The following is a 14,043-nucleotide window of genomic DNA, read 5'->3' as shown; positions in this document are numbered from 1 at the left end:
TTAAATATGGCTGTTTCCACAAAGCCGAATTTCTTTTTGCGAAGACCCATTCTTTCTGCGGTCTTGTCCATTGTCATCACCCTGGTGGGTGCGCTGGCCATGCGGGCGCTGCCTATTGCGCAGTATCCCGATCTTGTGCCGCCTACCGTCAACGTCAGCGTGGTCTACCCCGGCGCTTCGGCAGAAACCATTGCCTCCACCGTGCTGGCCCCTCTGGAAGTGAACATCAACGGCGTGGAAAACATGCTGTACATGACTTCCACGGCGGCCTCGGGTTCGGGATCGGGCAGCATCAACGTATACTTTGCGTTGGGGTCCAACCCCGACATGGCGCTTGTCAACGTCAACAACAAGGTCAATCTGGCCCAAACGGTTCTGCCTGAAGCGGTGCGCCGTCAGGGTGTCAGCGTGCTCAAACGTTCGCCAGCCATGTTGCTGGTGTTTTCGTACTTTTCGCCCGATGGCCGCTTTGACCAGGTCTATATCAACAACTGGGCCCAGATTAACGTTGTGGACGCCCTCAAGCGTGTTGAAGGCGTCGGCGACGTAACCATTTTCGGTAGCATGGACTATGCCATGCGTATCTGGCTGCAGCCGGACAAACTTGCCAAGTACGGCGTGTCTGTCAATGAAGTTGCCGCAGCCATTCAGGAGCAGAACTCCCAGTACGCTCCCGGGCGTCTTGGCGAAATGCCTTCTCCTGATTCTACGCAGCTTACCTGGCAGATTGACGCCCAGGGCCGCCTGGTGACGCCGGAAGAATTTGGCGAGATCATCGTGCGTCACGGGCCTGACAGCGCCATGCTGCGTCTCAAGGACGTGGCCCGCGTTGAGCTGGGCGGCAAGGACTACAGCGTTACCTCCCGGTACAACGGCATGGTAGCGCGTATGGGCGCGGTTTACCTGTTGCCCGGCGCCAACGCCATTGCCACGGGCGACCGTGTATTGGACAAGCTGGCCGAAATCGGCACCACCATGCCAGACGGCCTTGACTATACCATTCTCGTGAACACCAACGACTTCGTGCTTGAATCCATTCACGAAGTTATCTCCACCCTGGTGGAGGCAATGATTCTGGTGTTCATCGTGGTTTACGTTTTCCTGCAAAGCTGGCGGGCCACCATTATTCCCTGCATAGCCGTTCCCGTGTCCATTATCGGCACTTTCGCCGGTCTGTACGCTTTCGGCTATACCATCAACACTCTGACGCTTTTCGCCATGGTGCTTTCCATCGGCATCGTGGTGGACGACGCCATCGTTGTGCTGGAAAACGTGGAACGCATCATGACCTCGGAGCATCTGCCGCCCAAGGAAGCCACAGCCAAGGCCATGAACGAGGTCACGGCCCCCATTGTGGCTATTGTGCTCGTGCTCTGCGCCGTGTTTATTCCGGTGTCGTTCATGGGTGGTTTGGCAGGGCAGATGTATAAACAGTTCGCCATCACCATTTCGGTGTCGGTTGTGCTGTCGGGCGTGGTGGCACTGACGCTTACGCCCGCTCTCTGCGCTTTGCTGCTCAAGCCGCACAGCCACGACTACAAGCCCCTGAAAGGCTTTGTATGGTTTAATAAATTCTTTGACGGCGTGACCAATGGCTACGTGGGTGTGGTCAACTTCCTCAAGGCGTCCAGTATGCGCGCCTTGCCGTTGTTTGCCCTCATGATCCTCATCTGCGTGCTGCTGTTCAGGGTGGTTCCCGGTGGTCTCGTGCCCAACGAAGACCAGGGCTACATTCTGGGTATGGCCATTCTGGATGAAGGCGCTTCGCAGCACCGTACTACGGCTGTCAACAAGGTTCTCACCGATTTCATGCTTAAAAACCCCGCCGTGCAGAGCATGGGTACCTTGTCGGGACTGGATATCACGTCTCTTTCCGTCAAGAGTAACTACGGCACCTTCTTTGCCCTGCTTAAACCCTGGGGCGAGCGCAAGAGTCCCAACATGTCTTCGGACGCAGTACTGCAAACCGTTGGCGCGGTTACAGTCATGCAGCCCGAAGCTGTCATTATGGGTTTTGCTCCGCCGCCCATCAGCGGCATGAGCACCACGGGCGGCTTTGAAGGGTATATCCAGATGCGCGGCACCGGCAATCTTCAGGATCTGGAAAGCCAGACCAACAAGCTGGTGCAGGAAGCTATGGCTGTGGATGCTGATGGCAAACGCAAGTACCCGGCCATCGGCATGCTGCGCAACCTGTTCTCCACTGGCTCGCCCCAGCTTTACGCCAATTTGGACCGTGAACGCTGCAAGGATATGGGCATAAGCATCAGTGACGTGTTCACGGCTATGGGCGGCACCTTTGGCGGCGCATACGTGAACGACTTCAACTACATGGGCCGTACCTTCCAGGTGCGTTTGCAATCTGAGGCCCAGTACCGCTTGTTGCCCGAAGATCTGGGCGACGTGTATGTGCCCAATAACAAGGGCGAAATGATTCCCCTTACTGCGGTCATGACCCTTGAGCGCCGCACCGCCCCGCAGGTGGTCGAGCGCTATAACGTCTTCCCGGCGGCCCATATCATGGGTGCTCCTGCCCCCGGCTTCTCTTCGGGGCAGGCACTCAACCAGATGGAAGCCGCGGCCAAGGCCATACTGCCTACCGACTACAGCCTGGGCTGGGTGGGTTCGGCCCTTCAGGAAAAACTGGCAAGCACGGATACAACGACCATCTTTGTTCTGGCCCTCGTCATGGTCTTCCTGATTCTGGCGGCTCAGTATGAATCGTGGTCCTTGCCCCTTTCGGTGCTCACGGCCGTTCCCTTCGGCGTGTTTGGCGCGCTGCTGGCCACTTGGGCCCGCGGGCTTTCCAATGACGTGTACTTCCAGGTCGCCCTGGTGACTCTGGTGGGCCTTGCGGCCAAAAACGCCATTCTTATCGTGGAATTTGCGGTAGAAGCATGGCGTGGTGGCCGTAGCCTTGACGCGGCGGCGAGCTTTGCCGCACGCCTGCGTTTCAGACCCATCATCATGACCTCCCTGGCTTTTATTCTGGGCTGCGTGCCCTTGGCTATCAGCACCGGCGCTGGCGCTAACAGCCGCCATGCGCTGGGCACGGCGGTTATCGGCGGCATGCTGGCGGCCACATGCATCGCAACGCTCTTTGTGCCTTACTTCTTTAAAATAATTATGCAGTTGTCCTTGAAGATTCAGGGCAAGACGGATCCGAACGCCGGAAAAGACGGTACCGGTAATGAACAGGAGGATCTATGAGTTCCATCAGTAATGCCGGACGCATGAACCTGGCCGGGGCCATTCTTGCCCTGTCTGTGTGCGCGCTTTCGGCCTGCTCATTTGCGCCGCGCTATGAGCGCCCCGAAATGGACATGCCGAGCCAGTGGCGCAATGTCGAGGCGGGGGCAGCCCCGCTGAACACTGACTGGTGGACCCGTTTCAATGATCCGGTATTGACCGCTATGGTGGACGAGGCCCTGAAGAACAATCAGGATCTGGCCGAATCTCTGGCCAAGATTGACTCGGCTGCATCACAGGTGGGCGTTGCCACGGCGGACCTGCTGCCTTCAGTCAGCGGTTCGGCCTCATCAGTGGCCGCTGGCGCTTCTGAAAAAACGCCCAATACCATGCCGTTCAATCAATCTGGTCTTTCCCGCACCACGGCCACCAATCAGGCAGCGCTCAACGCTTCCTGGGAGCTGGACCTCTGGGGCAAATACCGCAACAACTATACTATGCTCAGCGACGTGCTCATGAGCACGGTCATCGGCCACGAAGCCCTGCGCCTTTCAGTGGCGGGGCAGACGGCACAGGGCTATTTTGCTCTGCTGGCTCTGGATATGCAGCTGGATACGGCCCGGCGCACCCTCAAGACCCGCGAAGATGCCTTCAGCATCTACACGAGCCGCTACAAGCAGGGCGACATCACCGAGCTTGACTGGCAGCGTGCCCGTGCCGAGGTGGAAACCGCCCGCGCCCAGGTGCATACCAGCACTGTATCCGTAGACAAGGCCGAGGCTGGTCTGGCGGTTCTGCTTGGCCGCTCGCCCCGTGATATTATGGAACGCGGCATGCCGCGCGGCAATGCCATTGGCATGCTGCCTTCGCCTCCTGTGGTTCCCGAAGGCCTGCCTTCGGACCTGCTGCAGCGCAGGCCTGACGTGCGCGCTTCCGAATTCACGCTGATGGCCTACAACGCCAATATCGGCGTGGCCCGCGCCCAGTTCTTCCCTTCCATCTCTTTGACGGGCATGCTGGGTACGGTCAGTTCCGCTGTGGGCAGCCTCTTTACTGGTCCCGCCGGAGCCTGGAGCTACGGTGTCAGCGGTTCAATGCCTTTGCTGGACTTTGGCCGCACCTGGTACAACGTCAAGGATGCCGAGGCGCGTAAAAACGCCTCCATCGCAGTATACCGCAAGACCGTGCAAACGGCGTTTCAGGACATGCGCACTTCTTTGACTGCCCAGCGCGAAGCCGACGCCATTGTGCGCAGCATGCAGATTCAGGTGGAAAGCCTGCGCCGCGCCACGACAATCGCCCGGCTGCAGTATGATAACGGCTACACCGACTACCTGACCGTGCTGGATGCCGAGCGGCAGCTCTTTGCCGCAGAATTGCAGCTGGCCTCTGCTCTGCGTGACCGCCTGAACAGCGTTGTCAGCGTGTGCATGGCCCTTGGCGGTGGTTGGAACGATCCTGGCGCAAGCCCCAGCTTCCCCGTGGTCAGCACGGAGAAACTGCTTGAACAGGAAACCAGCACCGGATCTTTGGGTAAAGCCCCTGTTTCCGGCAAGGCTGCGGCGCAGCCCGTGAAAAAGCAGCCCTCGGGTCAGGATCAGGCCAAGGGCGGCGTAAGCCTGTAAAAACCTAAAAATAATTTCCTTGTGCTGATTTTGTAAAAATTCGCGCAAGGAAATAACCTGCTTAGCTTTGCAAGCCCCCTGGCAATTGTCAGGGGGCTTTTTTTATCCAAAAATTGCAGATTGGAAGAAGACGTTCAGGAATCAATAGCCTGCTTTTTCTGCGCGTTGCGTGGCTCGTTTGGCACGCAACGCCGCGCCAGTTGAGTGTGTTTTTTGATGCCGCACGAAACTTTACATATTTGATCTACTATCGTAAGAGCAACTATGGACAAGTCAGTGTACATCGTTGTTTTCCTGCTCTGCGCGTTGCTGGCGGCCCCGTTGCCGTCATCCCACGCTGCTGACGCCGTTGTGCAGGGGCAAAAAGCCCAGGTGGCTGACAAAGCGAAAAAAGGCACGCCCACTACTGATAAAAACCTGAAGTTCAAGCAAGCCTCTTCTGCCAAAACCGTATCTGTAAAAAAACAGAAGAACGGACTTCATGCCCGCGAATGGAGTTTCAGCGAGGGCAGCAGCCGCGATGCCTGGCAAAATCAGGGTATGCCTACCGATAATTTGCAGGGGCGCGCCGTGGGCAGCCCGGTACCGAAGGATATCGCTCCCGACAAGGCTGTAAACACATCCAAGGGCATAGACAGCGCCCTCAGTCAGGCTGAAAAAAGCCGCAAAAAATTACCCCTCGCTTTGAGTGTGGACGATGAAAGTTCCTCCTGGCGTGAAACCGGAACCAGCGAGCTCTCGCCCGATGAAAATCTGAATATGGAAAGCCGTCATGTGGTGCGGGCCTACGCTGACACGGCTGTAAGCGAGGACCTGAATATAGGTCTCGGGCCGGAACTCATACTCAGAAACGAACAGCGCGAGCGTCCTTCCAACAATAAGCAGCCTGATTCCGTCCTGGGCATGGGCATGCAATTCAAATTGGATTTTTAAAAGAACTGCTTCAATATGCATGGCAAGGGCGGCACGCTGCAACGCAACGTGGATTGTGCCGGAATTATTTCCCGGCAGATCGGCAACGTTGAAGTATGAAGTATTTCATCGTTAATCTGCTCAAGATATTTGGGTTTGAGGACAAGGGGAGCGGCCCTTTTCGCTCTGTCTGGTACGGAAAGTACACGGCAGGATGAAAAGGGCCGCTTGGCGTATCAATCAAAAATGACCATAGAAAAGGCTTGCTGGCTGTCGGGACAAGCCGTTTTGATAGGGGAGTAGCCGTCCCTCTGCATGCGTCGGTATTCTGGCGCAAATTCTCATTAAGCCGCCATTCTTCAGCCGGACTTGCCATGTGTGTGGGCACAACTCTTTGCAATGTCATGTCTTTGAAGGCTTGGCACCGTACTTGCTTTTCTTCTTGCGCGGCGACAGCTCGGCTGGTTGAAGCGGTTTCTGTTTGAAATCCTTTGGCAGCTGAATACAAAGACGCCCACACAAAGCCGAGAGTGGCACTCTATGTGCTGGTAGCGGCAGCGTGAGAGTTTTGAAGCTTTGAAAATGCATGTTTTCAAAGCTAAATGCTCCAGGAGGAATACATGGCGCTTTCAAATTTTCTTATCCGTCCACCCACTGAAGCCCAGCAGAATCAATCTGTAGGCCAGCGCCGCGCTGCGTCCGCGACTGCACCGGGCGGATCCAGCTTTGCTGCGGTAATGCAGGGTCAGGCACGTCAGGCAGAAGATGCCGCGCAGCCGCAGCAGGTTGCGCAAAATCAGGGGGCACAAGCGCCCGCTGCGGCAGGCATGCCCGTCAACTTTACCAGTGGGCAGATGCCAGCGCGCAATATGGTGCTGGCCGGGCGCAGCCCCAGCGACCTTATGCGAACTCAGGTTTTCAACAAGGCCCAGACTGACCTGCGCCAAACGCAGGCTATCGAAGGGCTGATGCAAAGCGTGAGCGGCGGCGGCTCCACCTTGGACTTGGCCCGCAGCATGGGCACGGCCCGGCAGCTGCGTTCAATGACAAGCGCCATTGGCGATAAAATGGGCGGCCTCAGTGTTTCTGATTTTATCCATTCCCGCACGCAGGGGCAAAGCAAGCCGCGTCAGGCTCGCAGCAAAGCCAGCGCAGAAGAAATGGAAATGGGCAAGCTTTCAGCCCAGTTTGAATCTGGCCGGGACGGCGTTGCCGCTGTGGGGTATGACCGCAACGGCGGCACTTCCTATGGCAAATATCAGGTTTCGTCGCGCGCGGGCAGCCTTGGGGATTTTCTCGATTTTCTGGACAACGAAGCCCCGGATATTTCCAAACGGCTGCGTGCGTCCGGGCCGGGGAACACGGGCAGCCGCAAGGGCGCCATGCCCGATACGTGGCGGGCCATTGCCAGTGAGCAGCCCGAGCGCTTTGAAGACCTGCAGGAAGCCTATGTGCGTGAAAGCCATTATAAACCCGCTGTGGAGGCCATAGCGCAGCGCACCTCCCTTGACGCGGACAAACTCTCCACCGCTGTGCGCGAAGTTATCTGGAGCACGGCGGTGCAGCACGGGCCCACTGGAGCGGCGCGCATTTTCGCCCGTGCAGATGGCATGAGCGGCAGCCCCAATGATCCCGGCTATGAACGTAAGCTTATCACCAATGTGTACAAGGTGCGCTCCGGCCAGTTCGGCTCGTCAACCAGCGAAGTGCAGGCTGCTGTGCAGAACCGTTTTCGCCAGGAACGAACTTTGGCGCTCAATCTGCTTGATGACGGCCACAAATCCAATCTGGCCTGATGTATGGCCTATAATGCATGAATACTGCCGCGCCTATTTCTCCCAGTACGCCGTGTGACTCTGCTTTGCCCGTTTGTGGCAAGGGAGAGGGCGATGGCGTCATTGTCATCAACCTGACCCGGTTCGGCGATTTGCTGCAAAGCCAGCCTCTTGTGCACGATCTGCACAGGGCTGGCTTGCGCGTGGGGCTGGTTTGTCTTGAAAACTTCGCTTCCGCGCTTCCGCTTTTGTGCCATGTTGAAAAAGCCTGGCCCCTGCAAGGCGCACGTCTTATGGCAGATGTGAACGGCAACTGGCGGCAGGCAGCCTTGAGTTTGCTGGGATTTGTTCACCGTATCCGTCAGGAGATGCCCGGCGCACGCGTAATCAATCTTACGGCAACGCTACCTGCCCGTTTGCTGGCGCGTATGTTGGCCGTAACGCCAGAAAGTATTTCGGGTTTCAGCATGGACGAAGAGGGGTTTGGCTTCAGCGGGGGCATCTGGACCTCGTTTCTGGCCGGGACTGTGCTGCGCCGGCTTAATACGCCCTTCAATCTGGTGGACACCTTTCGCATGGTGGGCGCGCACGCTTTGTCTGTGTCGGAAAGGGCGCGGGCATTTTCTGGGCAGACGCAAAATACGTCGCCAAATCCGTTACCCAATTCGTTGCCAAATTCGCTACAAAATTTCGGGCTGCAAACGCCGCCAGTCAGCGATATGGACTTTGCCCGCGCTCTGCTGGAAGAGGGCGCTGCCGCGTCTGGTGCGGCCAGCCACAAGGGGTATGTGGCCATGCAGCTTGGCGCCAGCGAGGCCCGACGGCAATGGCCCGTGGCTTCATTCGCCGCATTGGGCGACAGGCTGTGGCGCGAGGTCGGGCTTTGTCCTGTTTTGCTGGGTAGCCCGGCGGAAACATCTCTTGCTGCCGAATACATGCAGGCCGCCGGATGCCCGTACATAAACGCCGTGGGGCAGACCAGCATATCACAGCTGGCGGCTTTGCTCACCCAATGCCGTCTGTTGGTCACCAACGATACGGGCACGATGCATCTTGCTGCCGGACTGAAAATTCCTTGTCTGGCGATTTTTCTGGCCACGGCCCAACCCTGGGATACTGGCCCCTACCTGTCAGGTTGCTGCTGCCTCGAACCAGCCATGACCTGCCACCCCTGCGCCTATGGGCGTGCCTGCCCGTATGAACATGCTTGCCGCGAAGCCATTAGCGGTCAAAGTGCGGGGGATCTTGTTCTTGGGTGGCTTGTTACGGGAAGCTGGGATGCAGCGCTCAAAAAGAACAGCCAAATAGGCAGTGAGGCGCGTGTATGGCTGACGACAAAGGACAAGTATGGCTTTGCCGACCTGCGTTGCCTTTCCGGGCATGAAGGCGAAGACCGCAGCCTGTGGCTGTACAAGCAACGCATTTTTTGGCGTCAGATCCTTGACTCCCTGGAAGGTGAGCGGCCTGCTTCGCATGCATACACAGACGCCGTCGATGACAGTGCCCGCGCCTTGGCGGATGCCGGATCGGCAGCGCATCTGTGCCCCGCAAGAGAGGCTGAAGAAGCCCCGGCGTTCAGCCTGGCCTTTGCCGAGAGCGTAAGAGACTGCCTGACGCAATCGCTGAATTTACTGAACTTGTTGGAAGAACAGGGCGGTCTTGTGGGTAGAAGCGTCACGGCAGGCCAGTTGTTTTTGCGGAATTGTGAACGGCTGCAAAATCTGCTGGACGCGAACTTGGCGTTCACTGCTCTGGGTGGTTTCTGGCGCGAACTGCGTCAGCAGCGCGGCGGGCATATGGACGAGCTTATGGATTTGATCCGCCAGTTGAAAGGTAGTCTAACACTCTTGAAACAAACACTATAAATAAAATGGCATGTAGTTTGCTTTTAATTTGTGTCGCAGATTGACGGCAATTTATTCCCTATGGGGAGTAGGAGGGACAACCATGATTATTGTTGATGGAAATAAAAGTTCCAAGACCATAGCTACTTTTGACAACCTGGAACAGGCGCTGACCACCTTGATGCAGGAAGAAAGTCTGGAAGGCCGTGTTATCACGGATGTTCTGGTAAACAACGAAGCTTTTTCTGAAATCTATCCCCATCAGGCAGAAGATATCGCCTGCGATTCCATTTCGAGCTTGGAGATCCGCTCTGTGCCCAGTAGCGAACTGGCCGTGGATATCGCTGGCGAAATGGACAAGGTTGCCCGGATGATGGGGCACGGGGCGCGCGAAGTTTCGCGCCTGTTCCGTGAGTCGTCGGACACCGACGCGCTTGAACTTTTTCAGGATCTGCTGGATGTCACACGCGATTTCATGAATATGCTTGGCGACCTGCGCCAGCGGTACGCCGATGAGGAAGCCCCGGAATTCTCTGAAAAAACGGATAAGCTTTCCAACCTGCTTTCTGAAATGAGCGATGCTCTGGAAAATGAAGACTGGATTTTGCTGGCTGACTTGCTGGAGTATGAATTTTTGCCCATCTGCACCGATTGGGGGCAGGTTAGCGAGCGTCTGCGCGAAAAGATCATCAAGCGCGTTGCCCAATAGGGCGGCAAGGAGCATTTATGGCTCATGGAATTTGCTTGCTGGACCAGGCACTTGACCTGGCCATGCAGGAGATGGCTGCACTTGAGGACGGTGCGTATGAGAAGGCCGTGGAACTGGCTGAAAAACGCAACGAAGTCACCAGTATGGCTTGGCATATGCTTGAAAGCGGCAGTGTCGAAGAATACCGGGGGCACCTTGTTGAACTCAACCGCGTGCAGGAACATCTGACCAGCCTTGCTACTCAGGCTCGCGATTCCTTGCGCCAGGATCTGCAACGTTCCCGTCGTGAGCGTCAGCGTATGAGCGGCTACCATCAGGCCATTGGTCAAGCCCTGCAGTAGAACGAATGAGTATGTTTGTGTAATTGAGGGCTTGCGCTGTAAAACGGCGTATGCCCTTTTTTACGGCTATATTTTATCAACAAGCGGCCTTTTTCATGCCGGTCGAGCGCGTAAGAACGCACAGCCGGCATGAAAAAGGCCGCTTGCTTGTTGGCTGGCAAAATGGTCACTGTAAGGGCAGCTCAAGGAGCGGCCCATTTTTTGTTTGAGTTTTCAGCGGTTCAATGACAAAAAAGTATACTAGTTGGCAGATTTTGTTTTTTGCAAGCCGATCAGATATATGATTTTACTGGCAAAGTCATATTGGCCGGGCGCTCTATGTTTACTATTGCCTTCATTACGCTTAGGTTGACATAATTTTTTATATAGCTTGCCTGTGATTTCATGCTTTAGAGATGTGCCCATTTTCAATGGAGACTGCTCAAGTGGCTTCACAGAATCGTTTTCTTTTACTGAGGAGTTTAGCGATGGAAAGCCAGTACTGGAAGCTCGACCCAGACTTGAAATACCTGCAAGTCTACTCGATGAAAGAAAAAATACTGGGTCTTTCAGAAGGTGATCTGGTTGGAAGGTCCTTTTTGGACTTTATGAATCCCGATGATGCCGACAAAATTCGTGACGTGTTTTACAGCAAAGAAAAAAAGCCCCTTTCCTTCTCGCATGTGGTCGTGCGCTATGTCTCCATGCGCGGTTTTTTACTGGTTATAGAAATAAGCGGCGTTCCCATATTTGATGAAAACAACGTGTTTCTGGGGTTTCAGGGCACGGAAAAAGATCTGGCGGCCATTCCGATTCAAACTGATGAAAAAGATGCTCCGCAACTTGAATTGATATTTGGGCTGGCCCCCATTGCCATTTGCGCAGTTGGCCGGGATGGCCGGCTGCTGGCCGTAAATGCCAAATATGCAGATTTGTTTGGCAGCTCTTTGATGTCGCTGATGGGCATCAAGGTTGCAGATATAGATGAGGAAAGGGGTGAGAAAATTGTTCAGGATTTCAAGCATCTTGATGCTGGTGTATCCGTTCCTGACCATGAAGTGAGCATCAATAACAGAGACTATCTTGTCTCTGTTACCCCGATTTCCAGCGCAACCAGTTCGGTGGTGGCTATCTGCGTTGTTCTTCTGGACATTACAGAGAGAAAACGTCTTGAGCGTGTGGTGGCTGTGGCCAACCAGCGACTTGCTGAAATGAACACCAGAGATTACCTCACAGGGGCATATAACCGAAGATATTTCGATGAGTTCCTGACCCGTGAATTGCTGAGCCTGGGGCGTACTGGCGGTTGCCTTAGCGTGGCATTCATTGATGTGGATTTTTTCAAACGCTACAATGATGTGTATGGGCACCTTGCAGGTGATCATTGCCTTATCAGTGTGGTCAAGGCCATGACGGAAGCTCTGTTGCGCGCCACTGACTGCCTGTTTCGTTATGGGGGCGAGGAATTTGTTGTTGTCATGCCTGGCACGGACGAGGCTGGCGCACTCGCCATTGGGGAACGTCTTCGAGAGTCTGTCTACGATCTAAATATTCCGCATTCAGAAAATTCGTGGGGGCGGGTTACTGTCAGTATTGGCTTGCGAACCATTGAAGCAGCCTGCGCCTACTGTAACATGAATACCAGCGACGAGATAATCAAGGCCGCGGATGAAGCCCTTTACAGGGCCAAGGCAAGCGGAAGAAATTCCATAGCATCCTCCAGTCAGATATGCACGCCAGGGGGAAATTAGCCTGCTGCTGATTTGTCATAAAGAGTAGCAGCACAGCTCGCGGGCCGATTTTTTTAGTGCAAGAGTCTTCACAAGTTGCCGATCAAATATGGCAATAGGTTCATCGGGCGGGTAAATGCATAATCGCTGGGTGCAATAACTATTTTTGGGGCAGCAATTTTTTAGATTTTGGGCTTTAAGATATTTTATTAGCGAGTAGTAATATTAAATGACAGATAGTATTACGTTTATGATAAGCAGGTGTGATTCCTAAAATGTATAACATGCTTTGACGAAAACAATTTTCTAAATATTTTATGTAAGGTGAAGTAAGAATCTTTGTTTCTGCTGTAAATATGGAATATACATTCTTTTCAATGAAGAGGATGTATATTTTTTTATTCTTCATCATCTATCAGTAAAGCCAAAATAAAATGCCGCTGCCATGTATGAGCAAGAATACATGCATCACGCCAGGGCTATGCATTATATTTACTATTTCATCGCGGGCGCATATTTTAACAGAATATCCATGCGTAATTTCGGTTTTCACCGTATGCATAGCGAGCGCTACGTTCGGTTATGGCTATTCCAATGGGGCCACAGAGATTGTTTTTCTATGATGAGGTTCAGTTATGGAAAGCAAGGCGTGGAAGATCTGTCCTGAGTTGAAATATCTTCGGGTTTGTTCAGATAAAGAAAAAATGCTGGGTCTGCCGGAAGGTGGACTGATTGGAAAATCCTTTCTGGATTTTATGGAGCCCGAAGAGGCCAGCAGGACACGCCAATTTTTTTACGGCTCCGGCGGGGAACCTCGTTCTTTTTCCCGTGTGGTCGTGCGCTATCTTTCCCCAGACGGATTTTTGCTTGTTCTGGAGATCAGCGGTGCTCCCGTGTTTGATGCGGGCGGTATTTTTGTTGGATTCGAGGGCGAGGACCGTGATATTGCCGCAATACCAACCAATATTGCCGGAATAGATCTCCCGCAACTGGAACAGATATTTGGCATGGCCCCAATTGCAATCTGCGCCGTTGGGCGCGATGGGCTGCTGCTGGCTGTAAATGCCATGCATGCGGCTTTATCGGGCCGATCACTGATGTCTTTGATTGGCGTCAAGGTCGGGGATCTGCACCCTGAAAGCGGGCAAAAAATTATTCAGGATTTCAAGCTGCTTGATGCGGGTGGGCATGTTCCCGATCATGAAGTTGTTATCGTGGATAGAGATTACCTCGTTTCTGTTACACCAATAGCCAAAGAATCTGGAAAAATTATAGCTATTTGCGTTATTCATTTGGATATTACCATACGAAAGCGCTTGGAACTTCAGGTGGCTGTGGCCAACCAGCGCCTTGAGGAAATGAATGCCAGGGATTACCTCACTGGGGCATATAACCGCAGATACTTTGATGAATTTCTCACCCGTGAGGTATTGAGTCTGGGGCGTACTGGCGGCTGTCTTGGCGTGGCATTCATTGATGTGGATTTTTTTAAACTTTTCAATGACGTATATGGACATCTTGCAGGGGACCACTGTCTGGCCAGTATCGTCAAGGCCATGACAGGGAGCCTGTTGCGCTCCACTGATTGCCTGTTTCGCTATGGAGGCGAGGAATTTGTTGTGGTCATGCCCGGCACGGACGATGCGGGCGCAATGGTCATAGCGGAGCGGCTTCGCAAGGCTGTCTATGATCTCAATATTCCGCATTCTGAAAGCCCGTGGGGCCGGGTGACCATCAGTATCGGGGTGAGGGCCATTGAAGCCGTGTGCGCCTACTGCGAAATGAGCACCAATGAGGAGATTGTCAAAGCTGCGGATGAAGCCCTGTACAGAGCTAAAGCCAACGGGCGTAATGCCATAGCATCTTCTAGTCAGATATGCGCCTATGAGCAGGGGCCTCTGTAGAAAAACTGCCATAATTTTTTGTCCCCAACCTCATC

General features: G+C 54.3%; 9 protein-coding genes. All 9 read left to right on the top strand.

The features are described 5' to 3' along the window. The first annotated feature begins 6 nt into the window (after positions 1 to 6). The gene (locus HNQ38_RS11795) at positions 7 to 3,210 is read left to right on the top strand and encodes an efflux RND transporter permease subunit (RefSeq protein WP_183721155.1); all 3,204 of its coding nucleotides are present in this window, start codon (positions 7 to 9) and stop codon (positions 3,208 to 3,210) included. Then, the gene (locus HNQ38_RS11790; protein WP_183721152.1) at positions 3,207 to 4,814 is read left to right on the top strand and encodes an efflux transporter outer membrane subunit; all 1,608 of its coding nucleotides are present in this window, start codon (positions 3,207 to 3,209) and stop codon (positions 4,812 to 4,814) included. The genes HNQ38_RS11795 and HNQ38_RS11790 overlap by 4 nt, the downstream gene beginning before the upstream one ends. 264 nt (positions 4,815 to 5,078) lie before the next feature. Continuing rightward, on the top strand, positions 5,079 to 5,747 hold the full coding sequence (locus HNQ38_RS11785; RefSeq protein WP_183721149.1) for a hypothetical protein: 669 nt from the start codon (positions 5,079 to 5,081) through the stop codon (positions 5,745 to 5,747). A gap of 599 nt (positions 5,748 to 6,346) precedes the next feature. Continuing rightward, positions 6,347 to 7,522: a VgrG-related protein gene (locus HNQ38_RS11780; protein WP_183721146.1), complete on the top strand. Its 1,176-nt coding sequence runs from the start codon at positions 6,347 to 6,349 to the stop codon at positions 7,520 to 7,522. A 17-nt stretch (positions 7,523 to 7,539) separates the two neighbouring features. Beyond that, positions 7,540 to 9,366: a glycosyltransferase family 9 protein gene (locus tag HNQ38_RS11775; protein ID WP_183721143.1), complete on the top strand. Its 1,827-nt coding sequence runs from the start codon at positions 7,540 to 7,542 to the stop codon at positions 9,364 to 9,366. 82 nt (positions 9,367 to 9,448) lie between these two features. Next, on the top strand, positions 9,449 to 10,054 hold the full coding sequence (locus HNQ38_RS11770; protein ID WP_183721140.1) for a DUF8043 domain-containing protein: 606 nt from the start codon (positions 9,449 to 9,451) through the stop codon (positions 10,052 to 10,054). A 17-nt stretch (positions 10,055 to 10,071) separates the two neighbouring features. Beyond that, positions 10,072 to 10,395 (top strand): hypothetical protein, encoded by a 324-nt coding sequence (locus tag HNQ38_RS11765; protein ID WP_183721137.1) that lies wholly within the window; start codon positions 10,072 to 10,074, stop codon positions 10,393 to 10,395. 467 nt (positions 10,396 to 10,862) lie between these two features. Then, positions 10,863 to 12,125, top strand: a complete 1,263-nt coding sequence (locus HNQ38_RS11760) for a sensor domain-containing diguanylate cyclase (RefSeq protein ID WP_183721133.1) — start codon at positions 10,863 to 10,865, stop codon at positions 12,123 to 12,125. Positions 12,126 to 12,739: 614 nt separating this feature from the next. Then, positions 12,740 to 14,008, top strand: a complete 1,269-nt coding sequence (locus HNQ38_RS11755; protein WP_183721130.1) for a sensor domain-containing diguanylate cyclase — start codon at positions 12,740 to 12,742, stop codon at positions 14,006 to 14,008. The last annotated feature ends 35 nt before the right edge of the window (positions 14,009 to 14,043 follow it).

This window comes from Desulfovibrio intestinalis, from assembly GCF_014202345.1.
Taxonomy (GTDB): Bacteria; Desulfobacterota; Desulfovibrionia; order Desulfovibrionales; family Desulfovibrionaceae; genus Desulfovibrio; species Desulfovibrio intestinalis.
Note: the sequence above shows the minus strand (reverse complement) of the source record. Positions and strands in the feature narration are given on the sequence as shown.